Consider the following 23693-nt stretch of genomic DNA (forward strand, 5'->3'; position numbering starts at 1 on the left):
GAAGACTATCCCCCCATTCGACACAAGGAGCGATCGGATGTCAGGCTCCACGCAACAGACCCGGCGGGTGATCCTCGCCAGCCTGATCGGCACGTCGCTGGAGTGGTACGACTTCTTCCTCTACACCACTGCGGCGACCCTGGTCTTCCCCAAGCTGTTCTTCCCCTCACTCGACCCCTTCACCGCGATCCTGGCGTCGCTGACCACCAACGCGGTGGCGTTCGTGGCCAGGCCGCTCGGCGGCGTGGTGTTCGGCCACTTCGGCGACCGGGTCGGCCGCAAGACCGTGCTGGTGGTGACGCTCCTCATGATGGGCGTCTCGACGTTCCTCATCGGCGTGCTGCCCGGCTACGCCGCCGTCGGCGTGCTGGCGCCGGTCCTGCTCGCGCTGCTGAGGTTCGTGCAGGGGCTGGGGCTGGGCGGCGAGTGGGGCGGCGCGGTGATCATGTCGCTGGAGCACGGCGACGGGCGCCGGCGCGGCTTCAACGCGAGCTGGCCGCAGGTGGGCGTGCCCGCCGGTTACGTGCTCGCCACCGGCCTGCTGACGATCATGTCGTTCACCATGTCGGACGCCGCGTTCCTGTCGTGGGGCTGGCGGGTGCCGTTCCTGCTGTCGGGCGCGCTGGTCTTCGTCGGGCTGTGGGTGCGGATGCGGATCACCGAGTCGCCGTTGTTCGCCGAGGTCTCCGAGCAGGGCGCGACGGCCAAGATGCCGCTCATCGAGGTGCTGCGGACGCACCCCCGCGCGCTGCTGTCGGCCTTCACCGCGCGCATCGGGGTGGACGTGGCGTTCTACACCTTCACCGCGTACATCATCGTCTACATCACCGGGACGCTGAACCTGCCGCGCTCGTACGCGCTGAACGCCGTGCTCATCGGCTCGGCGCTGCAGCTCGCGCTGATCCCGCTGGCGGGCGCGCTGTCCGACCGGTACGGCCGCCGCCCCGTCTACCTGGCCGGCGTGGTCGCCGCCGCGGTGTGGGTGTTCGTCTTCTTCCCGCTGCTCGACACCGGCTCGTTCCCGCTGATCGCGCTGGCCGCCGTGGTGGCGCTGGTGACCCACGCCGCGATGTACGGACCGCAGGCCGCGTTCATCGCGGAGCTGTTCAGCACCCGCCTGCGCTACAGCGGCGCCTCCATGGGCTACCAGGTGGCGGGGGTGGTGGGCGGCGCGCTCGCCCCGATCATCGCCCTGCAGCTGTACGAGTCCTTCCAGTCCACGATCGCGGTCTCCGTGTACGTCGTCGCCGCCCTCGCCGTCACCGCCGTGGGCCTGGCCATCGCGCCGGAGACCCGCGACGTCGACCTGGCCGAGACGCCGGAAGAGGCCAGGAAGGCCCCGCAGGTGGGCCCGTTCGCCTGACAGACCTCGCAGGGGATGCCGCGAGAGCCGCGGGCGGTGGCTGCCGACACCGCCCGCGGAGCTTTTCGGGGCGCGGAAGCCCCTAGTCAACAGGGTTGTGACCGTATCGCCATCGATTCACAGAACAACCGTCTCCGAATAGGCATAAACTGCCCGCCTGTGAGCCTGCCTGTACGAGAACGTTCCCCCCGGCCGGGCGGCGGTCGTCACCGCCGTCCCGTGCCCACGTCCTTGCCGCCCGACGCCCCCGTGCTCGTGCTCGCCACTCCCGGCGCGACGGACGGCGTGGCCGAGGAGATCGCGGCCGTGGTACGCGTCGACAACCCCCAGATCGAGGTGCGCCTGACGAGCGTGAGCGACCTGGCAGACTCCCTGCCCTCCGGCCGCGAAGCCGTCGTCGTACCGCTCCTCACCTGGGACGATCCCGCCGTCCTCGCGGAGATCGGCAAGGCCGTCGCCGCCACCGGCACCGGGGCCGCCGTCACCGAGGCGCTCGGCCCGCATCCGCTGCTGGCCGAGGCCCTGCACATCCGGCTGGCCGAGCGCGGCCTGGCCAGGGCCGACCGGGTCCGCCTGCTGAACGTCTCCAGCCCCGTCGACGCCGTCATCCTCGGCACCGTGGGCGGAGAGCGCGCCGTGCACGCCGTGCAGGCCACCGCGGTGCTGCTGGCGTCCAGGCTCACGCTGCCGGTCGTCGCGGCGTCGCTGGACAGCGAGCCCGGCGTGCCGGTCGCGGCCCAGCGGCTGCGGGCGGCGGGCGCCGAGCGGCTGGCCATCGCGCCCTGCATGATCGGCCACGAGGCTCCGTACGCGCTGATCGAACAGGCCGCGGCGGCGATCAACGCCGGCCACGCCGAGCCGCTCGGCTCGCACAGCGCCGTCGCCGAACTTGTCGCGCGCGCTTACGGCAGTCAACTCGCGACTTGACAAGGGCTTGTAAAGATCACGGAACTCGCGTTACGGTCGGCGCATGCGCCGCGTGGTCTGCGAGGGCGAACGCGTCTGCCTCCGTGACGTCACGGAGGCGGACATCGCCGCTCTGCACGGCGTCTACGGCCATCCCGTCGCCACCCAGCACGCGCCTTTCGCGCCGCGCAGCCTCCAGGAGGTGACCGGCCTCGTCGAGGAGGCCGTGCGGGCGACCGCCGCCGAGCCGCGCCTGCTCTACGTGCTGGCCGTGCTCGACGCGGGCCGCCGCGACGTGGTCGGCGTCGCCCGGCTGCGCATCGAGGCCGAGCTGCCGCACAGCGCCGAGATCGGGTTCGGGCTCCATCCCGAGCAGTGGGGGCGCGGCATCGGCACCGACCTCGTACGCCTGCTGCTGTCCTTCGGCTTCAAGCAGCTCGGGCTGCACCGCATCTGGGGCGCCCGCTCCCCCGCCAACCTGCCGGCCCAGCTCGCCATGCTCACCGCGGGGATGGTCGAGGAGGGCCGCATCCGCCACCACCTGCCCACGCCGAACGGCTGGCGCGACTCCATCGTGCACTCGGCGCTGGAGGACGAGTGGGTCGAGCGCTGACCCCCACTTCCCGCGGTTCGTGAGCGCCGGGTCAAGTCCGGGCGGAGTCGCGGGTCCCGGGATTGTCGGTGCGGCATCCTACGATGAGGCCTCTCACGGAGGGATAGTCACATGCTCGACTCGCTGATCGTGCCCCTGTTCGTCACCACGGACCTGCCGCCCGGGGCGGACCTGGCCGAGTTCGGCGAGCTGCTCGCCGAGACCGCGCGCTCGCTCGGCGACGAGGGGGCGGGCTATCCGGCGTTCCTGGCGGGCAACGTGTTCTGGCTCGACCGTCCCGTGCTGCCCGGCCAGCGCCCGCCGGCCGAGGGCGAGCTGCGCTTCGCCGGCATGCTGGGCTATCTCGCGGCCTCCGGCTCCGGGCAGGGGCCGCGCGAGGTGGTGTCCGACGTGCGGCGGGCGATCGGGGCCGCCGTCACCGCGCGCTACGGCGACGTGGGCGTGCCGCCCGCCGTGTTCGCCATCCGCGATCACGACGTCCGCGAGCGCACCCCCGGCAAGGCCATCTACGTCGACACCCGCGACGGGGCCAGCGAGCTCGTGAGCGCGACCCGGTCCTACCTCTAGCCCCGCTTCCCCGGCTCGTGCGATCGTGAACCCATGGCGGTGCTCGGCGCGATCTGCTTCGGACTGGTCATCGGCTGGATCACCCACGGGCTGCTGCGGCGCCGCGCGTCCGCTGCCGACGTGGCGGCGGTGGTGGCCGTCGCGGGCGGCGGGTTCGTGGTGGCGCTGCTCGCCGCGCCCTCGGTGTTCGGCGGTTACGCGGTGGGGCTGCTGGTGGCGTTCTTCGGCTATCTGGTGCTGGTGACCCTCATGCCGGGGTCGAAGTGGACGGGTGAGCCTCCCGGCGGGCCGATCAGCACGTACGACGCCCAGAGATCCGGCTCGGCCGAGCCGTAGAGCTCGCGCAGCCCCAGCACGGCGGCGCGCAGGGCCGTGGCGGGGGCGTCTCCCGCGCGCAGGCGCATGATGAGGTCGTGCACGAGGGCCCGGCTGATCTCCTTGGCGACCGGCCAGAGAGGAAGCAGCACGGCGCGGGCGCCCGCGTGCAGGAACGCCTGACCCAGCGCGGCCACGGCCGCGCCCGTTCCCGGCGTCGCGGTGTGCGGGGTGAGCAGGACGAGGTCCGCCGCCACGTTCACGGTCATCAGGCGGCGGGCGGTCAGGAGGCCGTCGGCCAGCAGGACGCCGGAGCCGAAGGGGTCCTTCTCGTCCAGCACCATGTCGGTCGCCAGGTGCAGCACGGGGCGTACGCCTCGCAGGTCGGCCGCGGTGGCGGTGACGGGGGTGGTGCCGAGCAGCGCCGCCGCCTCTTCCTCCTGGCCGATCACCATCGGTGTGCCGCGCCGCGCCTGCGGCCGGCCCTCCGTCGTGGTGGCGGGGGCGTAGGTGACGGGGCCGTGCTCGATCAGGGACCGGCCGCCGGAGGGTGTGAGCGCGTGCAGGGGGATGCCGTGCAGTCCTGGGCCTGGGAGCAGGTGGAGCAGGTCGCCGCTCTGGAGGTCGAGGTGCCGCAGGGCCTCGGCCAGCAGGCCGTCGGCCATGCGCCGCCAGACGTCGGCGCGGTGGCGGCGGGCGTCGATGTCGAGGAGTCCTGGTCTGGGGGCGTACGCGGTGTGCAGAAAGTCTGTGAGCAGTTCCCGGCCGACGGTGGTCGTGAAGGCCCGGGGGTCCGGCCGGCCCGTACGGTGGGCCAGCACGGTCGTGGTGCCGAGGCGCTCGTCCAGGTGGAACGCCAGCATGGCGACCGTCCCACGCGTCGCCGGGGCGGAGGTGGACCGCCGGCGCAGGGACACGTGATGGGGTGCCGAGGGGGCCATGCGACGCCACACGGACTCCAGGTCGGCCCTGGCCGCGCGGGCGCGGTGGATGAGGCGGGCGGCCCGGTCCGGGTCCCTGGTGTGTCCCGCGGCCGTCATCAGGCTCTGGACGGTGGTCAGGGCCTGCTGCTCGGCCTCCAGGAGGTTCGCGGGCACACCCTCGGGCGCCGGCCAGGGCCGGCCGTCCAGGTGCGCGGCGAGGGCGGCGACCCTGGCCTGCTCGGCGTGCTCCCAGGCCGTCCCGCCCCGTCCGAGGGTGACGGCCAGGCGGACGGCTCTCTCGCGCGAAGGGCCGTGACCGAGCGCGCAGGCCCGCTCGGCGTCGGTCAGCGCTCCTGCGAGGTCGCCCAGCTCTTCCGCGGCGACCGACCTCAGGTGGTACGCCGTGCGCAGCTCGATGTCGTGGCCCAGATCGGTCAGGGTGCCGATGGCCGTGCGGAGGCGGTGCCCGGCCCGGTCGTACGCGCCTGAGCCCAGGTCGAGGACCGCGAGCCGGCACTGCGCCACCGCCTCCCCCGCCCTGAACCCACTCTCCTGCGCCAGCGCCACGGCCTCCTCCAGCCACCTGACGGCCTGGATCCTGTCGGTCTGCTCGACGGTCAGACGGCCGAGCGCCACCAGGGCGAGGACGGTACCGCGGGCATCACCGTGGGCGCGTTGCAGGTGCAGGGCACGCTCGGCGAAAGGCCGGGCCCCTTCAAGATCACCACGAAGCTCGTGAACGAGAGCCAGGTCCGCGTAAGCGGCGGCGAGGTCGGCGGGCCGGCCTGCGGGGCGGCCCAGCTCCTCACCGAGCGCGATGGCGTCACGGTAACGGCCGGCAGCCTCGTCCAGCTCACCGAGCTTGAGGTGAAGAGCGGCACGCCCGATGAGGAGCGGAATGCGAAGGAAACGCCACACGAAAGGCGCCGTCAGCGCCAGCCCCTCCTCATAGGCTTCACCGGCCTCCCTCCACCTCGCCGCATCGGTGAAGGCTGCCCCGAGCTGCGCGAGCGCCCCGGCAAGCTGCGCAGGCACCGCACCCCGGGCCGCCTCGACGGCCGCCTCAAGGTGCGTGATCGCCTCCTCCGCCCGCCCCAGCTCCAGCGCCGCCGCCCCAAGGTTCCGCAGATGCTCACCCACCCGCTCATCACGCAACTCACACCCTCGCGCGGCGTACGCATAGGCGGCAGGCAGGTCGCCCAGGGCCCGGCAGTAGCCCGACAACTTGACCAGCAGATACGACCGATCTCCGGCCTCCAACCCCGCGAGAAGCTCCCCGCCCTTTGATTCGCGGCTTTGCGTAGAGGCGCCAGATGCGGGGGTGCCAGGTGCGGAAGCGCCCGATGCGGGGGCGGTGTCGGTGGGTGGGGATGGGGTGGGGGCGGTCAGGGCTTGGGTGGCGAGGGCGCGGGCCTGGGCGAGGTCGCCGGCCGCTTCCGCTTCGGCGAGCTGAAGCCAGAACTCCAAGCGAGCCACCGCATCGCTCCGGCGCCCGCCCGCCCGCAGGGCGGTGAGTGCGGCGCGGCCACGGGTGAGGTCGCCGAGGGTCAGGTGGAGGGTCGCCAGGCGGGACAGGGCGGCGGCGTCGATGTCGCTGTTCATCGCGGCGATGAGCTCAAACGGCGCTTCCTCGACCGGTTCCGCAGCTGAGCCACCCGCCGAGCCACCCGCAGGGCCACCCGCCGACCCACCCGCAGGGCCTTCTGCCGGAGCGCCCTCAGCACCGCCCACAGAGCTCAGCGCTTGAGCGCCCGAAGAACTGAGGGCGGTTTCCAGGCTCTGGCGGGCGGCGCGGTAATCGCCGCGATGTTCCAGGGCTAGGCCCAATTTGATGGCGATCAGGGCCGCTGGTTGGGGGTGGCCGGTGGTCTGGAAAGCGGACAAGGCGGCTTCGAGGGCGCTGACCTGGGCGTTGAGGTTGCCCGTGCGGCCGTGTAAGGCTGCCAGGCGGTCCTGCACGACACCCTCGGCCAGCCGGTCGTCGCCCGCCAGCGTGAGGGCTGTGTGGAGGCGTTCCTCGGCCTCCCCGAGGCGGCCCAGCTCTACGTCCACGGCCGCGCGGCCGAGGGTGGCGACCAGGAGGGCGTAAGGGTCGGAGGCAGCCGTTTCGAGTGCGCGGTCGAGGTCGGTCAGGGCGTCGTCAGGGAGTCCGAGGGCGGTCAGGCAGGCGGCGCGCATGGTCAGGGCCAGCGACTCCTTGACCGGGCTGTCCAGCTGAGCGAACGCCTCCGCCGCCACCCCGAACGCCTCCATCGCCTGCGCGGGCTCACCCTCCCCGTACGCGAGAACCCCCAGGTTGTACCGCACAGAGGCGGCGCCGTCGGGGTTGCCGAGGGCGTCGTACTCGCGTCCGGCCAGCTCGAAGGCGACCCGGGCCCCACCCGCGTCACCCCGGCCCCGGCGGCGCTGCGCGATCCGGTACCACTCGTCGGCCGGCTCGCGCCGCCGCCCGTGCCGCCGCACGATCTCCACGAGCCGGGTCTCGCAGGCGGCGGCCTGCCCGGGGTGGCCGCGTACGGCGAGCAGGACGGCGTGCGCGTCGAGCGCCCGGCACGCCTCCTCCCAGTCCCCGGCCGCCTCCAGCTCGATGGCGCAGGCGGTGATGCGCTCGCCGGCGGCGGTGAGGTCGTCCTGGTCGATCGCGGCGCGGGCGGCGATGACGAGGGCGAGCGCGGCGGGGACGGGTTCGCCCACGTTCAGGTGCAGGTCCCGGGCCCGGGCGGCGCACTCGACGGCGGCGGCCGGGTCGCCGGCGGCGAGGTGGGCTTCGGCGGCGTGCCGGAGGTGCGAGGCCTCGCCGGCCGGCAGTATCGCGTCCTCGCACAGGGCGGCGGCCCGCCGGTGAAGGTCGGCGGCGCGGGCGGGCTCACCGGCGGCGAGGTGGAGCAGGCCCATGCGGGTGAGCTCCTGCGCCTCCGCACGGGGATCTCCGAGGTCATGGTGGACGTCCGCCGCCCGCGCGTACGCCTTCAAAGCCCGCTCGGGCTCGGCCAGCCCGCCCAGCCGGGACAGCATGGCGGCGGCGCGGGACCGTTCTCCCGCCGTCTCGAACGCCTCCGCCGCCCGCTCCAGCACGCGACCCGCGACGCCCGCCCGCCCGGCCTCGGCCAGCCGCCCCGCCGCCTCGGCGAGGAACTCACCGCGCTCCGCATCGCTCTCGGCCCGCCGCTCCGCCACCCGGAGCAGCGCGAGCGCCCGCTCCTCGCGCGGCGACCGCAGCGCCAGCTCGGTCGCGGTCGCCGCGAGCTGCTCATCCACCTCCCCCGCCCTGTCGAGCACGCGCGCCAGGGCTGCGTCCAAGTCAGCGTCCAAAGCGGCGTCCAAAGCGGCGTCTAAAGCGGCATCGGGTTCTCGGCCGGTCTCACCGGTCAAGGACAGTGCTTCGGTGAGGTCGCGGGGATCCTGGTACGCCGTGTGACGCGCCAGCAGCGCCTCCACCAGGGCGCGCCGGGCGCCGGCCTGGCCGTGTGCGTCCTTCGTGGCCAGTTCGACGGCCCGGCGGGCTGCTTGGACGGCCTCCCGCAGATCGGCGGCACGCCGGTCGCCGTCGGCGCTGGAGGCTCGCCGGCGCAGCACCTCCGACATCAGCCCGTACGCCTCGGCCCGCCGGGCCAGTCCTTCACCCGCCGCGAGTGCCTCCCGCAACACGGAGACGGCCTCGTCGCCGGGGTGAGGGGCGGCACCGGAGCGCGACCGGTGGTCGCCCGGCAGTGCAGGGCCGGCCGTCAGGTGAGAGGTGCCGTGCGGGGCGGCATCGGAGAGTGGCCGGGGGTCGCCCGGCAGGCCGGTCGTCAGGGGGAGGGTGAGGGCTTCGGCGAGGAGGAGGAGCGTGTCGGGGCGTTGCGGGGCGTGGTCGCCGTATGCGGACAAGGCGGCGCGGGCCGCGGCGATCGGGGCGGCCGGGTCGCCGTCCGTCAGGACCGCCAGTTCGAGCAGGGCGGTGGTCAAAGAGGTGAGGAAGGCGGGCTTGGCGGGGTGGTCGTCAGGGACCATGGCGAGCGCGTCGCGGCGGGCCTCGACGGCGGACTCCAGATCCGCGGGGTCGCCGCTCACCTCGTGGCGGCGCATCCTGCGGTCGCCGAGCAGGCGCAGCCGGACGAGCGGGTCGGGCAGGTCGCGTACGTCCTCGTCGGGGGTGACGCGCAACGCGTCGAGCATCTCCAGGCCGGCTTCGAGCGAACGTTCGTCGCCGGTGACGACGTACCACTCGATGAGCCCCGACGCGTACGGCGCGAGCACCCCCGGATGCGCCCACCGCTCGTGCCAGAAGTCCAGGGCGCACTGCCCGACCCTGATGAACGCCAGCAGGTCGTCGTCGGCCCAGGAGGCGACCGCGCGGGAACGGGTGAGCTCGACGAGCGCGAGCAGCGCCCGCGACCGGTCCCGCTCCCCCGACTCGGCGGCCGCGAGGTACGCGGCGGCCAGCTCGTCGTCGCCGGGCGCCGCGAGGTGGAGGGCGGCGGCCAGGTCGCGGGTGTAGGCGGGCTCGCCGAGGGCGGCGCGCAGCAGCATGTGGACGGCGTCGTCGATGATCTCGCGCTCGCCGGTGGCCTCGTGGAGCCGCACGAGCCCGGCTCCGAGCGGCCCCAGCGCGCCGGGCGCCCACGAGGGGTCGGACGAGCGTACGGACTCCTGCAGCAGGAACTCGCCGAGCCGCTCCGACACCTCCGCGACCGGCTCGGCCATGGCCCGCCGGACCAGGGCGTGGATGAGCAACCCCACGTGCCGGTACGCGCCCGGGTCGACGTGCCTGAACACCTCCTCGACCAGCCCCGCCCAGGTGCCGGCCGACTCGCCCGGAGGCAGTTGGGAGCCGCGCAGCTTCTCCGGCAGCCGGCCGGGGTCGACGACGGCCACGGCGGCGAAGAACGCGCCCGCCACCGCCGCGTCGCGCGTGGTGCGCGGGTCGAGCCGGTAGCGGGCCAGGTGGAGCATGCCGATGAGCCGCCAGGTGGCCGCGTCGGAGCGGTCGCCGGAGCAGGCCAGCATCGCCTGCTCGGCCTCGGACAGCGCCGCGGGATCCCAGACCAGCTCGGGATCCGCGGCCTGTTCGAACCGCTCGATGCGGGCGGCCAGCGCCCCGGCCGGATCGGTCATGGGCAAAGACTCTCATTGGCGTGCCGCCTCGTACAGCGGCTCCCGGTGAGGTCGGGCGCGTCCTGGGTAGGAGCGTTCGCATGCTCTACGGCAAGGAACACGTTCGGCGTTATCAGGAGACCGACGGGGCCGAAGGCCACGACTGGAACAACACCGTCGTCCTTCTCCTGACCACCAAGGGCCGCAAGTCCGGGCAGCCCTTCACCACCCCGCTCATCTACCAGCGCTTCGGCGACGACTATCTCGTGGTGGCGTCGAAGGGCGGCGACCCCGAGCATCCGCAGTGGTACAAGAACCTCCTGGCGGAGCCCGAGGTCGAGGTGCAGGTCAAGGGCGACAAGTTCCGGGCCCGCGCGCGTACGGCCGGGGCGTTGGAGAAGCCCGAGATGTGGCAGGTCATGGCCAGGACCTGGCCCGATTACGACGAGTACCAGAAGAAGACCGACAGGGAGATCCCGGTCGTCGTGCTCGAACGCGTGGGCTGATCACCCGGTCAGCGTCTCGTACAGCCGCATGGTGCGGTGGGCGATCCGTTCCCAGGAGAAGTGCTCGATGGCGCGGGCCCGGCCCGCCTCGCCCATCGCCCGTGCCCGCGCCGGGTCGCCGAGCAGGGCGTTGACCCGCTCGGCGAGGTCGGCGGCGAACCGCTCCGGGTCGTGCGGCGTGCCGTCGTCGGCCTGCGCGATCGGCACCAGCAGGCCGGTCTCGCCGTCGGCGACCACCTCGGGGATGCCGCCCGTCGCCGTCGCCACGACGGCCGTCTCGCAGGCCATCGCCTCGAGGTTGACGATGCCCATGGGCTCGTAGACCGACGGGCAGACGAACACCGTGGCATGGGTCAGGAGCTGGATGACCTCGGGCTTGGGCAGCATCTCCTGGATCCAGAACACGCCCGCGCGGTCGAGCCCTTCGACGAGCTCGGTCACCTCGGCGGCGATCTCCGGCGTGTCGGGCGCGCCCGCGCAGAGCACGAGCTGCGCCGCGGGGTCGAAGGAGCGGGCCGCGTGCAGCAGGTGGACCAGGCCCTTCTGGCGGGTGATGCGGCCGACGAAGACGACGTAGGGCCGCGTGGGATCGACGCCGTACTTCTCCAGCACGTCGGTGCCGCGGTCGGGCGCGTATTGGGTGGTGTCGATGCCGTTGTGGATCACGCTGACCCGCTCGGGCGGGATCTCGGGGTAGGCGGCCAGGACGTCGCGCCGCATGCCATCGGAGACCGCGATGACCGTGTCGGCTGCGGCCAGGGCGGTGCGCTCGGCCCACGAGGAGATCGCGTAGCCGCCGCCGAGCTGCTCGGCCTTCCACGGCCGCAGCGGCTCAAGACTGTGCGTGGTGACGACGTGCGGCACGCCGTGGAGCAGCTTCGCGACATGCCCGGCGAAATTGGCGTACCAAGTATGGGAGTGAACGACCGACGCGCCCGCGCACGCGGCCGCCATCTCGAGGTCGACGCCGAGCACCTGCAGGGCCGCGTTCGCGCCCGCCAGGCCGTCGGGCACGCGGTAGGCGGAGACGCCCGGCTCGACGCGGGCCGCCCCGAAGCAGCGCACGTGGACGTCGGCCAGCTTCCGCAGCTCTCTGGCCAGGTATTCCATGTGCACCCCTGCCCCGCCGTACACCTCTGGCGGGTATTCCCTGCTGAGCAGATCAACGCGCATGAGACGACACTACGGGCTGGTTGAGCACAGCGAACACAGCGACAAACCAAAGCTCGGCAACTCCGGTTCGTACATTGCATCGCAAATACCGACACACGGGAGGATCCCGCTGCGGCCTTTCGTCGATAGATCGGCCATTTGGGGGTAGCGTCCTGGGCATGAGGTCCCGGAGGGTGCTTGCGGTTGTGCTGGCAGGTGGAGAGGGCAAGAGGCTCATGCCTCTCACGGCGGATCGGGCGAAACCGGCGGTGCCGTTCGGGGGGATGTACCGGCTCATCGATTTCGTGCTGTCCAACCTCGCGAACGGCGGGTTCCTGAAGATCGTCGTGCTGACGCAGTACAAGAACCACAGCCTCGACCGGCACGTCTCGCGTACGTGGCGGCTGTCGGCGATGCTGGGCAACTACGTCACGCCGGTTCCGGCGCAGCAGCGGCTGGGGCCGAGATGGTTCTCCGGCTCGGCCGACGCGTTGTTCCAGAACCTGAACCTGATTTACGACGAGGAGCCGGAGCACGTCATCGTGTTCGGCGCCGACCACATCTACCGGATGGATCCCCGGCAGATGGTCGAGCAGCACGAGGACTCCGGTGCGGACGTGACGGTCGCGGCGATCAGGCAGCCGCTGTCGCTGGCCGACCAGTTCGGCGTGATCGAGACCGACCCCGAGGGGCGCCGCATCGTGGCGTTCAGGGAGAAGCCGAAGGACGCGGTGGGGCTGGCCGACTCCCCCGACGAGGTGTTCGCGTCGATGGGCAACTACGTGTTCAAGACGCAGGCGATGATCGACGCCCTGCGCGAGGACGCGCTCGACCCCTCCAGCAAGCACGACCTCGGCGGAAACATCATCCCGATGCTGGTGAAGTCGGGCGGCGCCGACGTCTACGACTTCGCCCACAACATCGTGCCGGGCTCCAGCGAGCGCGACCGCGGCTACTGGCGCGACGTGGGGACGCTGGACGCCTACTACGAGGCCCACATGGACCTCATCTCGGCGCATCCGGTGTTCAACCTCTACAACGACAAGTGGCCGATCTTCACCGGGCACGACCCGCTGCCGCCCGCCAAGTTCGTGCACAACGACGGCGACCGGGTGGGGCGGGCCATCGACTCGCTGGTCTCCCCCGGCGTGATCGTCTCCGGCGGCACCGCGATCAGGTCGATCCTGTCGCCGAAGGTGGTGCTCCACTCGCACTCGCTGGTGGAGGACTCCGTGCTGATGGAGAACGTCAAGGTCGGGCGGGGCGCGGTCGTGCGCAAGGCGATCATCGACAAGAACGTCGTCATCCCCGACGGCGCCCGCATCGGCTTCGACCCCGAGTACGACCGCAGCAGGTTCGCGCTGACGAGGGGCGGGGTCGTGGTGATCGGCAAGAACGAGATCGTCGACCGCTGACCCCCGGCAGGTCGCGAGACGGCTCCGGGCCGGGGCGCGACCTGCCGGGGCGCGAGACGGGGCGCGAGACGGGGCGCGAGACGGGCACGCCGACGGCCCCGCCGTGCGGACACAGCGGGGCCGAGAGCGAGACGTCATGGGAGGGGGCGGGCCTCCAAGGAGGCCGGCGGGTACTACAGGGGGTGGAGGGGTGCCCGGGGCACTGTGAAAAGCGCCCCGGGGCTTGACGGCCGGCCCTATGAGTCAGGATCGGCCGGTGATGTCACTCCTGGCCGTACCAGGTGCCCGGCCAGTTGTAGCCGTTCCAGTCGCCCTGACGCGCGGCGCCGTAACCGTTGTCCCAGCCGTAGCCGGGGCCGAACCCGTTGTTCCAGCCGCCGAACTCCGCCTCGTCGCCTTCGTCGTCGTCCTCGAACTTGTCGTCGTCGTCCTCGTCCTCGAACTTCTCCTTGGCCTGGCACGCCTTGGCGTCGCGCTTGCCCGCGTGCACGCCCCACGGCGTGATGCGCAGCGTGTGGGTGCGGTCGCCGACGCTGAGGTCGCAGCGGTCGGCCGCCTCGGCCGGTGTGGCCATGGCACAGAACGTGGCAGCGGTGGCGAGCACGCCGCCGACCGCTATGAGCTTACCTTTCATATCTCCCCCTGTAGTCACCGTGTGACAACGACAATCACTCTACGTAATCGGTCCGGTTGGTGGGAATACCGCCACGCCTGACCCGCTCGTGGCCTTACGGGAGCGTGAACGACTAATTGGGTCTTGTTGTGACGGCAGTCCGGGATCACGCTGGGCGGCAGGAGGCAGTGAGATGTCGCACCCACTCGGAGTCAGCCGTCCTGACCTGGAAGTCGCCGATCTGCCCACGCCGGAGGAGGTCTTCAAGGTCTCCAGGATCGGCCCCAAGGAACTCTTCAAGTACGCCGTCGGCCCCAGCCTGATCGCCCTCGGCATCTCCATCGGCAGCGGCGAATGGCTGCTCGGCCCGCTCAGCGTCGGCCAGTACGGCTTCGTCGGGGTCGGCTGGGTCATCGTGGTGTCGGCGCTGCTGCAGACGTTCTACAACGTCGAGTGCTCACGCTACGTCGTCGCCACCGGCGAGGCCCCCGTGGTCGGCTGGGGGCGGGTGCCGCCGGGCTGGCCGCTGTGGGTGCCGCTGTCGGTGCTCATCGTGATCTTCTCGTTCATCGCCGGCGGCTGGGCCGCGTCGGCCGGCCAGGGCGTGTACGCGCTCGTGCACGGCGTCCCGCCGGCCGCCGACGCGGTCGAGCCGCGCCTGTGGGCGATCGGCCTGCTGGTGCTGGTGTTCCTCATCACCGCGGCGGCGCGCCGGATCAGCCGGGTCCTGGAGCTGGTCAACTGGGTGCTGATCGGCGCCATCCTCATCGCGCTGCTGGCCGTGGACCTGCTGGTGGTGCCGATCAGCCAGTGGTGGGAGGGCATCCGGGGCTTCCTCACCCCGGCCGCTCCGCCCGCCGGCATCACCGCGACCCAGCTCGGCGCGCTGGCCGGGTTCACGGCGCTGGCCTCGGGCCTGAACTGGTACATCATGGGCCACTACCGCGACAAGGGCTACGGCATGGGCCACCGGGTCGGCTACATCTCCGGCCTGCGCGGCGACAGGAAGGCGATCCTGGCCAGCGGCGTCACCTTCCCCGACGACGAGAAGAACCGCGGCCTGTGGCGGCGCTGGTACCGGCTGCTCCTGGTCGACATGTGGGGCGTGTTCTTCGTCGGCGCGATCCTCGGCATGCTGCTGCCCACGCTGCTCATGGCGCAGGCGGTCACCCTGTCTGGCGAGCGGCCGACCAGGGCGAACGTGCCGACGTTCGTGGCCTCCGCGCTGGGCGACGAGTACGGCAGGGTGGTCTTCTACGTCGCGCTGGTGGTCGGGGTGCTGGTGCTGTTCTCGACGCAGCTCGGCATCTTCGAGGCGATGGTCCGGGTCACCACCGACGCGGCCAACGCCACCAGCCCGCGCCTGCGCCGGCTGATCGAGGGCGACCCGCGCCGCTTCTACTACCCGTTCATGCTCTTCCTGCTGGTCATCATCTCGATCATCATCTTCCAGTCGCTGCCGGTGGGCCTGGTGGAGTGGTCGGCGAACATGTCGAACCTGGGGGCGCTGCTCTATCCGTTCCTGCTGATGTACCTCAACAGCAAGCTGCCGCGCCCCGCCAGGCCGCGGCCGTGGCACTACGTGATCCTGGTGCTCAACGTGCTGTTCTTCGGGTTCTTCTTTATTAATTTCATCGCGGACTTCGTCGGCGATCCGCTGGTGACGTTCTGAGTGGACGTACAGGGAGGAAGCTTTCACGTTAGCCGAAGTGATCTCCGAGGCTGATCGGGCGTTGTTAGCGTGCGCAGAGACAGGGGGCGTGCCGGACTGCTGCGGCCGGCGCGCCCCTTTCCCGTGTCAGCGGCGGTGGTAGAGCTCCAGGAGCTCCTCGGCGCGGTGGGTGCGGCCCACCCAGACCTCGCGGCCGCGCCGCTCCCTGGTGATGAGGCGGGCGTCCCTGAGCCGGTCGCAGTGGTACGTGATGCTGCTCGGCGTCACCTTCATGTCGGCCGCCAGCATGCTCATGGTCATCGGCCGGCCGATCGCGCAGAGCAGGTCGGCCCGCACCGGGCCCATCAGCGCCGACAGCTCGTCGAGCGCCGGGGCGGCGGGCCTGCTCCACAACGTCTGCGCCCCCGGCAGCGGGTACGCGATCCACACGGCCTCGGGGCCGTCGAGCCCGGCGATGACCGCGTCCTTGCCGGCCAGCATCGGCACCAGCACGATCCGCCGGTCGCCCAGCTCGTGCCTGCCGCCGTCGAGCCCCGTGACGCGCAGCCCGCCGTCGCCGCAGGTGATGCGGTCGCTGAGCGCGCCGAGCAGCAGCTCGGGGCCGCCGCGCACGGCCGCCACGCCGACCCTGGTGACCTCCTTGTCCAGCAGGGCGCGGGCGCGCTTCCAGAGGGGCTCGGCGGCGGTCCAGACGTCGGCGACGGCGCCGGCGTAGCCGTGCAGCCACTGGCGGGGCCGCTCGGCGGCCGAGCGCCACTGGACGGGCAGCGGCCCGCTGCCGAACGCCTGCTCCAGGTCGCTGACGAGACGCTCTGGCGGCAGGTCGCGCAGGGCGGCGAGCTGGTCCTGGATCGGGACGTCACCGTCGCCCGGCGGGCGGGGCACGAGGCAGTCGGGCCCCACGTGGCCGCCCGGGGCGGCGAGCGGGCGTACGGCCTGGTGTCCGAGACGGGAGACGCGGGCGCCGATGGCCTTGCGCCACAGGTCGGGCAGGCCCCTGCGGCGGCCGGCGAGGGCGTCGGTGATCCAGGCGAGCGCCGTGAGATGCGGCGAGATCGAGAGGGACAGCTGAGGCGTGGAGGTGAGGTGCAGCTCGCTCCCCACAGTCGTGCTGGTTACGTCGGCTCCTAGAGGTCGGCTCTTACGGACAGTGAGCCAACCTATTCATGCCGCTTTCTCCTGACTTACAGTGCGATTGCAGGGTTTGAAGGTGCTTTGTCGGTACGGCTGATCTGGCCGTACGCACAAGAACCGCCCCCGGCGGCTAGCCCCCGTCGCCTGGTCCCCGTCGCCGTCCCGTCGCCTGGTCCCGTCGCCTGGTCCCCGTCGCCTAGTCTCCCGAGCGGTCGGCGTCCGTGGCGAAGGCGTCGTGCGACGTGCGCTCCTCAAGGGTGCTGAGCTCCTGGAAGATCGTGATGTGCAGGCCACCGGGCGCGTCGAGCCGGGCGTTCAGCGACTCCCACGGGGTGACCGTGGGCGGCGCGACCTCGTCCGCGCCCGCGGCGACCAGCCGCCCGGTGGTCTCGTGAGCGTCATCCACCTCGAACGCCACCCGGAACTTGGGCGCCACCTGCCGTCCGACCTCGACCTCGTCGATCATCTTCTTCTGTGCCGGGTTGGCGATCTCGAGCGTAGCCCGTCCGGCGTCCAGGATCGCCACCCGCGCCCCGTCGCCGCCGCTGAAGGCCGCCTGCTCGGGCAGGCCGAGAACGTCGCGGTAGAAGGCTACGGCGGCCTCGTAGTCCTCCGCCTCCACCACCAGCCTGAGCTGGCGGACGACCGGGCTGCTCTCCTGGGGGCGCTCATGGGGCTCCTTCGGGTACGTGAGGTTCTGTGTCCCCGTGCCCAACCCTTGGCCGCCGCTGTTCATTCCGATCGTCGTGGAACCGGGGGCACGGGCATACCGATCGTGTCCTCGCTCACTCAAGAGCGGGCAACTCCCGAGAGCTGACTCCGCACAGGCTCTAGCGGCCGGTCCACTTGATCTCGTACGCCTTGAGCCGGTACTCCTTGCCGTCCACCGTCGTCGTCACGGCCGCGTCCGAGGTGTTGACCAGCAGCAGCTGCTCGGGCTGGGCCAGCACCCGCACGGCGGGGTCGGATGAGGTGACGGGGTCGAGCTCGGCGCCGGCCGGGAACCAGCGGGTGAAGTTCGCGACCAGCCGGCCCGTCGGGGTCTCGGCGCCGCTGCGCGGGTCCCACATGCAGCCCACGCACTCGCCCTCCTTGGCCTGCGGGTTCCAGTAGAGGGCGGTGGACACGCCGCCGCGGGCCATCTCGATCATGGACACGGCCTGCACGGCGAGCCTCCTCGGCTCCTTCCAGCGGGTGCCGTCCTCGGGCACGAAGTACCACTCCGACCACCAGATCGGCATGTCGCCGGTCTTCTTCCGCAGCCATTCGGTGACGTCGGCGAACTTCGCCAGCGCGCCGAACTCGTCGGGCAGCAGCTCGTGCGCGTCGGTGGGCGAGGCGCCGTCCACCACGATGAAGTCGGCGCCCTTCTTGTGCTCGAACCAGTAGTCGAAGGCGTCGATCACGTGCTGGTTGACCACCCCCCAGTCGCCGCGCAGCTCGGAGTCGCCCTTGCGGTTGCTGTCGAAGCCGATGTACGGGCCGCCGATCATGGCGTCCGGCCGTACCTTCTTCACCGCGTCGTACACCTTGTTGTAGAGCTGGGTGTAGCCCTTGTAGTCGGCCGGCTTGGCGTGGTCCTTCCAGAAGCCCTTGAGCTCGTTCCACACCAGGAAGTACTTGACGTCGCTGTAGCGCTCGGCGACCGCGGCCGACAGCTTGGCGAAGTCGTCGAAGTGCTGCGGGTAGGGGGCGTCCTCCAGGTGCTCGGCCCAGGCCGACTCCTCGGTGGGCCCCTGCGGGCCGCCCTTCATCCAGTCGGGGGCACAGCACAGCGTGATGACCGGCGTGGCCCCCGACATCTTCATGAGGTTGAGCCGGCTGTCGAGGTCCTCCCAGAAGAACTCACCGGGGTACGGCTCGGGGTTCGTCGCGCCGAAGCCCATGATGTGCTGGTTCTGCAGCATCGGCGTGCGTTCCAGCGAACCGGCCACCACCTGCTCGAAGCGCCGGGTGACGTTGTTGGCGCTGACGCCGGTGTGCGTGAAGCCCCAGCGCGGCCAGTCCTGCGCCACGGGCGGCGGCTTGACGGCGTCGCCGTCCGGAGCGGCGCTCTGGGTCCGCGGCGCGGCGGAGGTCTCCTGCGGCGCCGTCCCCTGCGGGGCCCCCTGCCCGCCGGTGCCGGTGGCGCCGCAGCTCGCGACCACGGCCGCCAGGGCTGTGACGCCCGCGGCCCTCCCCAGCCTGCGCCAGAACGATCCCCCGTTGTCCGTAACCACCCGTGCTCACCTGACTTCAACCGCGTGTATGCCGCTCGTAGCGTTCCACGAGTGGGCGAGGGGTCACATGCCGGGGCCGAATTTCTCAGACTTTTCTCAGGCAATCGTTACCGATGCGCAAAGGCCCGCCGAGCAGCGCGAACGTCAGTCGAACAGGGTTGCGGGGACCGCGGCGGCCAGCGCGCGATAGCCGGCCGGGCTCAGGTGCAGGTGGTCGCCCTCGTCGTACGCGGCACCCAGCCGGTGCGGCGCGGCCGGGTCACGGACCGCCGCGTCGAAGTCGATCACCGCGTCGAACCGGCCCGCCGTCCTGATCCAGTCGTTGACCCGGCGCCGCGCGGCCTGCCGGTGCCCGTCGGGGTCGTCGTAGGGGTCGTGCCCGCCGAACGGCGTCAGCGTGGCCCCGTACACCGGCAGGTCCCTGGCCCGCGCCCGCACGACGATCTGCTCGTACGCGGCGATCAGCGCCCGCGCGACCTCCTCCTGCGCCGCCCGGGTGGCCGGGGCGGTGCCGAGGTCGTTGACGCCCTCGAAGACGACCAGCCACCGAGCGCCGCTCTGCGCCAGCACGTCGCGGTCGAGCCGGGCCAGCGCGCTCGGGCCGAGCCCGTCGTTCAGCACCCGGTTGCCGCCCGCGCCCTGGTTGGCGACCGCGATGCCGGGCAGGCGGTCGAACAGCAGGTCGGGCCAGCGGTCGTTGCCGTTGGTCGTGGAGCCCCTGCCGTCGGTCAGCGAGTCGCCCACCACGACCAGCGTCCCGACGCCGGCCGGGGCCCACACCTCGACGGCGCTGAGCAGGTACCAGTGGTCGACGGGCGTGGCGCCGGGCAGGTCATCGGCCGTGACGTGGTCGCCGCCGATCAGGTGGGAGGTGGTACGCGAGCCGGGATGCGAGGTCAGCTCCCCCGACGCCAGCCCCTCCGCCAGGTGGACGGTCACGGTCAGCACCGACCCCGGCGCCAGGTCCAGCTCCACCGGGTCCGACACCACGTGCGCGCCCATGGGCACGACGGCCGACGCCCGTCCTGAGAACGTCGCGGGCCGCGAGGTGCCGGGCAGGATCGCGCTCCCGCCGGCCGCGCCGCCGCGCGGCAGGGCCACGGAGACGCGGGTGAGCGGCAGGGGCGCGCCGCCGAACGCGTTCGACAGCCGCAGCCGCATCCGCCTGCCGCCGGCCGACACCCGGACGGTCTGCCGCAGCGTCGTGTCGGGCAGGCTCAGGCCCTCCTTGGCGTACGGGGGCGGCGGCATGTTGTGGGGCTCGGTGAGCTGGGGCATGGCCGTCCAGGTCGTCACCCAGTGCCGGGCGGGGCGGATCGGCTCCTGGCCCATGTCGGCGCGCTCCCGTCGAGAGATCGAAATTTTCGGCACCATATCGAACCTTTCGCCCTTTGGCGGGGCCGGGTGGGCTTTTACCGCCGCTTGCCGATCACCTCGTGGTCATGGCCGCTCCTCGCGCCTAGGGTCGCGTTCATGGACTCTCCTGATCGCGAGCGCCGGGAGCTGATCCTGCGAACGGCGACCCGTCTGTTCGCCGCGCTCGGCTACGACGTCACCTCCACCGCGCAGATCGCCGAGGCGGCGGGCCTCGACCCGGCGGAGGTCGCCGCGCACTTCCCGGCCAAGCGGGAGCTGTACCTCGAGGTCATGCGGCGGGCCCGCGACCGCTTGGCGGCGGTCATCAACGAGCGGGCCGACGAACTGCTGGCGGCGCCGCCCGAACGGCGGGGCGAGGCGCTGCGCCACTTCATCGACGCCTATCTGGACGGCTGCGTGGCCCACCCGGAGATCGCCGCGCTGTGGATGCACCGCTGGCTGTCCGACGCCAGCGACGTGGTCGACTTGGAGATCAGGAGCGCGCAGCCGCTGATCCAGCACATCGTCAACGCCATGGCCGAGCCGGCCGAGCCGGCCGGGGCCGATGCGCTGCACACGACGTACACAGTGATCTGGTGCATCCACGGTTTCGTGCTGAGCGGCGTCCTCGACGGCACCGGCGGGCGTCTAGGCGCCGACGACCCGGACCAGCTGGCCCGCTTCCGCGCCCACCTCCACCAGCTCCTGGCCCGCGGCCTCCACCTCCCGGACGCCTGCGCCCCCACCGGCCCGGCGGACTCGGCGGAGGGGGCGGAGGGGGAGATTAGCGGAACGTGACGGATTGTTTCCCCTGCTGAGCGTATTCTGCCCTTATGCGAGGTTTCTTCTGGTGGTCATGGTCACCTACCGTGAGCGAGGTGCGCTGAGCACGTGCTCGAAGAGCGCGGTCACAGGCGCGGCGCGGCGAACGAGTCGTCTCGCCTCGACGCCCTGCTGATCGAGGCCGTCACCGGAGCCGGCGCCCACATCGGCGCCGCGTACCTGCTGGACGAGGGCGGCCAGGTCCTCCAGATGGCCGCCGTGACCGGCCTGCCCGCTCCGATCGCCCGCGCCTGGTCCAGGGTGCGCACCGGCGACCCCATCCCCATCGCCGTCGCCGTCCGCGAGCAGCGGCTGATCTGGATCACCGGCCGCGAGCACCTGGCCCGCGAGTTCCCCGAGGCCGCGCTGGCCCTGCCGTACCACTTCGCCGCCGCCCTGTCCCCCGTCTGCGCCGACGGCCGGGTCTGCGGCGGGATCATGATGCTGTGGCCCGCCGGCCGCACCCGCGAGCTGACCGAGCGGCAGCACGAGGTCATCGAGCGGGCCTGCGACGAGATCGGCCGCCTGATCAACGGTTCGCTCAGGGCGGGCCGGCCGGTCACCGCGGGCCCGCTGCCCCGCATCCTGCCCCCGCGACCGCCGGACCAGGCCGACCCGCGCCTCGTCGCCCTCGACTGCCTCAACCGCCTGCCCGAGGGCCACTGCGCGCTCAACACCGACGGCCACGTGACCCTGCTCAGCGCGCCGGCCGCCGACCTGTTCGGCCGCTCACCGACCGACCTGATCGGCGAACGCCTGTGGGACGCGCTCCCGTGGCTGCGCGACCCCGTGTTCCAGGACGCCTACCGCGCCGCCATCGTCGGCCGCGAGATCACCGACGTCACCACCCGCGCACCCGGCGGGCGTGCCCTGTCGTTCCGCATGTTCCCAGGCCCGTCAGGCGTCACCCTGCGCATCACGGCCGCCATGGACGTGCACGCCTCCGGCGGCCGGCCGCCGCGCGTCATCGCCGTGCACGAGATGCTGCAACTCGCCGCCGCACTGGCCCGCGCGGTGACCGCGCAGGAGGTCATCGACCTGGTCGCCGACCACGTCATGCCCGTCTACGACGTCCAGGCGCTGGCCATCCTCACCTCCGTGGGCGGCAGGAAGCGGGTGGCCGCGTCGCGCGGCTTCAGCAGGCGGGCGGTGGAGGAGTTCGACGGCCGCCCGGAGATCGGGCCCACGCCGTCGGGAGGCGACCGCCCTGCCTTCTTCTCGACGTGGGAGGAGCTGCACGAGGCCTCTCCCGACGCGCTGCGCTCCGACGGCATGTGCGCGTGGGCGTTCCTGCCGCTGATCACCTCGGGCCGCCCCATCGGCTCCTGTGTCCTCGCCTACGACCGCCCGCGCTCCTTCGGCACCGACGAGCGCGCCACGCTGACCGCGCTCGCCGGGCTGATCGCGCAGGCGTTCGAGCGAGCCCGGCTCTACGACGTCAAGCACCAGCTCGCGCAGTGTCTCCAGGCGCGGTTGCTGCCGCACACCCTGCCCCGGGTGACCGGCCTGGAGGTGGCCGCCCGGTACGTCCCTGCCACCCCCGGCATGGACATCGGCGGCGACTTCTACGACCTGATCAGCCTCGGCGACGACATGGCCGCCGCCGTCATCGGCGACGTCCAGGGCCACGACGTGACCGCCGCCGCGCTCATGGGACAGGTACGCACCGCCGTACGCGCCCACGCCACGGCCTGCGCCGACCCCGGCGAGGTGCTCGCGCACACCAACAGGCTGCTCACCGAGCTGAGCCCCGACCGTTTCACCAGCTGCCTGTACGTCTGCCTTGACCTCGGCGCGCACACCGTGCACCTGGCCAGCGCCGGGCACCCGCCTCCGGTGCTGGGCCGGCCCGACGGCCCCGGCGAGGTCGTCGACACCACGCCTGGCCCGCTGCTCGGCGTGGACCCCGAGGCCACCTACGCGACCACTCCCCTGCCGATGCCGCCCGGCTCGGTGCTGCTCCTCTACACCGACGGGCTCATCGAGGAGCCCGGCATCGACCTGGGCGACTCCATGGCCGCCCTGGCCGCCCGCTTCCGCCCCGAGCCCGGCCTGCCCCTGCACGGCCTGGCCGACGCGCTCACCGATCCGGCCGCGATAGAGCAGCGTCCCGACGACATCGCCGTGCTGCTCCTGCGCAACTCCTGGGAGCCCGGTTAGCGGCGCGGCGCGAGCCGCAGCACGGCCTTGCCCGAGGACAGCGAGACCACCTTGACGCCGATGTTGTTGACCGACCCCGACGTGCCCTTGCCGAGCCAGGCCTGCGAGGTCACCCCCGGGCCCGTGCCCTTGACGTGGACCCTGGAGGAGGAGAAGGAGATGGCCAGGCGGGTGATGCCGTACCGGGAGCTGACCCGGAACGAGACGGACTTGGTGAGGGTGAGGGTGCACTTGCCGTCGTAGCAGGCCCGCAGGTTCGGCTTCTTCGCCGCGGCATGGGCCACGGTGGCGGGGGCCGCCGTCGTGGAGGCGGGGGCGAACGCGAGGGACGCGGCCACCGCCAGGGCGGTGGTGATCGTGGCGGGCATGACTCTCCTAGCTCTCCGCTGCTGATCGCTTACCGGATCGTACGGAAGGGGATGCCTTCCGTCAGCCGCCCCAGTATGCGATGCCCGGCCCGGGACCGGTCCCGGGGCTCAGCGGGTGTCGCGGCGCAGGGGGTGGTCGTCAGGGATCTCGACCAGCACCACGCGGTGGCCGTCGGGGTCGGCGATCCACAGCTCGACCAGGCCCCACGGCTCCTTGCGCGCCTCGCGCAGCACGGTGACGCCCGCCTCCCTGAGCCGCCGCTCCTCGCGGGCGACGTCGCGTACCTGCAGCCACAGGGTGTGCGCCGAGCCGTCCGGCGCGTCCTGGCCGGAGACCTCAAGGAAGCCTCCGCCGAGGAAGAACACCGTGCCGGGATGGTCGGGCGGCCCGAACTCGCGGTAGACGGCCAGGCCGAGGGTCTCGGCGTAGAAGCGGCGGCTGCGCTCAAGGTCACCTGGACGCAGCAGCACACGGCTGCTCAGCACCTCCATTCCGGACCTGTTCCCCGCGTA

The 23693-nt window shown here is 72.3% G+C and carries 19 protein-coding genes; 10 read left to right on the top strand and 9 right to left on the bottom strand.

What is annotated here, in order from left to right; all coding sequences use genetic code 11:
* Window positions 1-37: 37 nt before the first annotated feature.
* The 5 genes from AB0K12_RS06400 to AB0K12_RS06420 all read left to right on the top strand — a co-directional run bounded on the left by AB0K12_RS06400 (window position 38) and on the right by AB0K12_RS06420 (window position 3785).
* Window positions 38-1363 (top strand): MFS transporter, encoded by a 1326-nt coding sequence (locus AB0K12_RS06400; RefSeq protein WP_364556129.1) that lies wholly within the window; start codon window positions 38-40, stop codon window positions 1361-1363.
* A gap of 219 nt (window positions 1364-1582) precedes the next feature.
* Window positions 1583-2290 (top strand): hypothetical protein, encoded by a 708-nt coding sequence (locus AB0K12_RS06405; RefSeq protein ID WP_364556130.1) that lies wholly within the window; start codon window positions 1583-1585, stop codon window positions 2288-2290.
* 43 nt (window positions 2291-2333) lie between these two features.
* Entirely contained in the window at window positions 2334-2882 is a 549-nt protein-coding gene (locus AB0K12_RS06410; protein ID WP_364556131.1) for a GNAT family protein, read from the top strand.
* Between the two features lie 111 nt (window positions 2883-2993).
* On the top strand, window positions 2994-3449 hold the full coding sequence (locus AB0K12_RS06415) for a hypothetical protein (RefSeq protein ID WP_364556133.1): 456 nt from the start codon (window positions 2994-2996) through the stop codon (window positions 3447-3449).
* A 33-nt stretch (window positions 3450-3482) separates the two neighbouring features.
* Window positions 3483-3785, top strand: a complete 303-nt coding sequence (locus AB0K12_RS06420) for a hypothetical protein (RefSeq protein ID WP_364556135.1) — start codon at window positions 3483-3485, stop codon at window positions 3783-3785.
* On the opposite strand, the gene AB0K12_RS06425 is transcribed toward AB0K12_RS06420, so the two are convergent.
* A complete protein-coding gene (locus tag AB0K12_RS06425) occupies window positions 3677-9784 on the bottom strand; it encodes a CHAT domain-containing protein (RefSeq protein WP_364556137.1) in 6108 nt (2035 codons plus the stop codon). The two genes, AB0K12_RS06420 and AB0K12_RS06425, sit on opposite strands and share 109 nt — an antisense overlap.
* A gap of 80 nt (window positions 9785-9864) precedes the next feature.
* Between AB0K12_RS06425 and AB0K12_RS06430 the strand changes: the two genes are divergently transcribed.
* Complete coding sequence (locus tag AB0K12_RS06430) at window positions 9865-10269, top strand: nitroreductase family deazaflavin-dependent oxidoreductase (RefSeq protein WP_364556139.1); 405 nt, start codon at window positions 9865-9867, stop codon at window positions 10267-10269.
* Here the strand turns inward: AB0K12_RS06430 and glgA are convergent, their stop codons facing one another.
* Window positions 10270-11442 carry a glycogen synthase gene (glgA, locus tag AB0K12_RS06435; protein WP_364556141.1) on the bottom strand — a complete coding sequence of 391 codons (1173 nt, stop codon included), beginning with the start codon at window positions 11440-11442 and terminating at the stop codon, window positions 10270-10272.
* A gap of 158 nt (window positions 11443-11600) precedes the next feature.
* On the opposite strand from glgA, the gene glgC reads away from it, so the two are divergent.
* On the top strand, window positions 11601-12836 hold the full coding sequence (gene glgC / locus AB0K12_RS06440; RefSeq protein ID WP_345386598.1) for a glucose-1-phosphate adenylyltransferase: 1236 nt from the start codon (window positions 11601-11603) through the stop codon (window positions 12834-12836).
* 262 nt (window positions 12837-13098) lie between these two features.
* Here glgC and AB0K12_RS06445 read toward each other — a convergent pair whose 3' ends face one another.
* Complete coding sequence (locus tag AB0K12_RS06445; protein WP_364556143.1) at window positions 13099-13470, bottom strand: hypothetical protein; 372 nt, start codon at window positions 13468-13470, stop codon at window positions 13099-13101.
* Between the two features lie 172 nt (window positions 13471-13642).
* On the opposite strand from AB0K12_RS06445, the gene AB0K12_RS06450 reads away from it, so the two are divergent.
* The gene (locus AB0K12_RS06450; protein WP_364556145.1) at window positions 13643-15121 is read left to right on the top strand and encodes an Nramp family divalent metal transporter; all 1479 of its coding nucleotides are present in this window, start codon (window positions 13643-13645) and stop codon (window positions 15119-15121) included.
* Between the two features lie 126 nt (window positions 15122-15247).
* Here AB0K12_RS06450 and AB0K12_RS06455 read toward each other — a convergent pair whose 3' ends face one another.
* From AB0K12_RS06455 to AB0K12_RS06470, 4 genes are all read right to left on the bottom strand, one after another.
* On the bottom strand, window positions 15248-16225 hold the full coding sequence (locus AB0K12_RS06455) for a winged helix-turn-helix domain-containing protein (protein ID WP_364556147.1): 978 nt from the start codon (window positions 16223-16225) through the stop codon (window positions 15248-15250).
* 226 nt (window positions 16226-16451) lie between these two features.
* Window positions 16452-16991, bottom strand: coding sequence for a VOC family protein (locus AB0K12_RS06460; RefSeq protein WP_364556149.1), 540 nt, complete (start codon window positions 16989-16991; stop codon window positions 16452-16454).
* Between the two features lie 94 nt (window positions 16992-17085).
* Entirely contained in the window at window positions 17086-18474 is a 1389-nt protein-coding gene (locus tag AB0K12_RS06465; RefSeq protein ID WP_364556151.1) for a xylan 1,4-beta-xylosidase, read from the bottom strand.
* A 144-nt stretch (window positions 18475-18618) separates the two neighbouring features.
* The gene (locus AB0K12_RS06470) at window positions 18619-19848 is read right to left on the bottom strand and encodes an SGNH/GDSL hydrolase family protein (RefSeq protein ID WP_364556153.1); all 1230 of its coding nucleotides are present in this window, start codon (window positions 19846-19848) and stop codon (window positions 18619-18621) included.
* A 99-nt stretch (window positions 19849-19947) separates the two neighbouring features.
* On the opposite strand from AB0K12_RS06470, the gene AB0K12_RS06475 reads away from it, so the two are divergent.
* Together AB0K12_RS06475 and AB0K12_RS06480 are read left to right on the top strand one after the other, a co-directional pair.
* A complete protein-coding gene (locus AB0K12_RS06475) occupies window positions 19948-20628 on the top strand; it encodes a TetR/AcrR family transcriptional regulator (RefSeq protein ID WP_364556155.1) in 681 nt (226 codons plus the stop codon).
* A gap of 93 nt (window positions 20629-20721) precedes the next feature.
* Entirely contained in the window at window positions 20722-22812 is a 2091-nt protein-coding gene (locus AB0K12_RS06480) for a SpoIIE family protein phosphatase (protein WP_364556158.1), read from the top strand.
* Here AB0K12_RS06480 and AB0K12_RS06485 read toward each other — a convergent pair.
* Together AB0K12_RS06485 and AB0K12_RS06490 are read right to left on the bottom strand one after the other, a co-directional pair.
* Entirely contained in the window at window positions 22809-23180 is a 372-nt protein-coding gene (locus tag AB0K12_RS06485) for a hypothetical protein (protein ID WP_364556160.1), read from the bottom strand. The genes AB0K12_RS06480 and AB0K12_RS06485 overlap by 4 nt on opposite strands.
* Window positions 23181-23288: 108 nt before the next feature.
* Window positions 23289-23672: a VOC family protein gene (locus AB0K12_RS06490; RefSeq protein ID WP_364556162.1), complete on the bottom strand. Its 384-nt coding sequence runs from the start codon at window positions 23670-23672 to the stop codon at window positions 23289-23291.
* Between the last annotated feature and the right edge of the window lie 21 nt (window positions 23673-23693).

Source organism: Nonomuraea sp. NPDC049419 (assembly GCF_040676995.1).
Classification (GTDB): Bacteria; Actinomycetota; Actinomycetes; order Streptosporangiales; family Streptosporangiaceae; genus Nonomuraea; species Nonomuraea salmonea.

What these genes read in the sequence shown, in the direction of transcription:
- AB0K12_RS06490 (WP_364556162.1), bottom strand. Translation starts at nt 23,672, where the DNA reads ATGGAGGTGCTGAGCAGCCGTGTGCTGCTGCGTCCAGGTGACCTTGAG.
- AB0K12_RS06445 (WP_364556143.1), bottom strand. Translation starts at nt 13,470, where the DNA reads ATGAAAGGTAAGCTCATAGCGGTCGGCGGCGTGCTCGCCACCGCTGCC.
- AB0K12_RS06450 (WP_364556145.1), top strand. Translation starts at nt 13,643, where the DNA reads ATGTCGCACCCACTCGGAGTCAGCCGTCCTGACCTGGAAGTCGCCGAT.
- AB0K12_RS06470 (WP_364556153.1), bottom strand. Translation starts at nt 19,848, where the DNA reads ATGGTGCCGAAAATTTCGATCTCTCGACGGGAGCGCGCCGACATGGGC.
- AB0K12_RS06400 (WP_364556129.1), top strand. Translation starts at nt 38, where the DNA reads ATGTCAGGCTCCACGCAACAGACCCGGCGGGTGATCCTCGCCAGCCTG.
- AB0K12_RS06410 (WP_364556131.1), top strand. Translation starts at nt 2,334, where the DNA reads ATGCGCCGCGTGGTCTGCGAGGGCGAACGCGTCTGCCTCCGTGACGTC.
- AB0K12_RS06460 (WP_364556149.1), bottom strand. Translation starts at nt 16,991, where the DNA reads ATGAACAGCGGCGGCCAAGGGTTGGGCACGGGGACACAGAACCTCACG.
- glgA (WP_364556141.1), bottom strand. Translation starts at nt 11,442, where the DNA reads ATGCGCGTTGATCTGCTCAGCAGGGAATACCCGCCAGAGGTGTACGGC.
- AB0K12_RS06430 (WP_364556139.1), top strand. Translation starts at nt 9,865, where the DNA reads ATGCTCTACGGCAAGGAACACGTTCGGCGTTATCAGGAGACCGACGGG.
- glgC (WP_345386598.1), top strand. Translation starts at nt 11,601, where the DNA reads ATGAGGTCCCGGAGGGTGCTTGCGGTTGTGCTGGCAGGTGGAGAGGGC.
- AB0K12_RS06420 (WP_364556135.1), top strand. Translation starts at nt 3,483, where the DNA reads ATGGCGGTGCTCGGCGCGATCTGCTTCGGACTGGTCATCGGCTGGATC.
- AB0K12_RS06425 (WP_364556137.1), bottom strand. Translation starts at nt 9,784, where the DNA reads ATGACCGATCCGGCCGGGGCGCTGGCCGCCCGCATCGAGCGGTTCGAA.
- AB0K12_RS06415 (WP_364556133.1), top strand. Translation starts at nt 2,994, where the DNA reads ATGCTCGACTCGCTGATCGTGCCCCTGTTCGTCACCACGGACCTGCCG.
- AB0K12_RS06485 (WP_364556160.1), bottom strand. Translation starts at nt 23,180, where the DNA reads ATGCCCGCCACGATCACCACCGCCCTGGCGGTGGCCGCGTCCCTCGCG.
- AB0K12_RS06475 (WP_364556155.1), top strand. Translation starts at nt 19,948, where the DNA reads ATGGACTCTCCTGATCGCGAGCGCCGGGAGCTGATCCTGCGAACGGCG.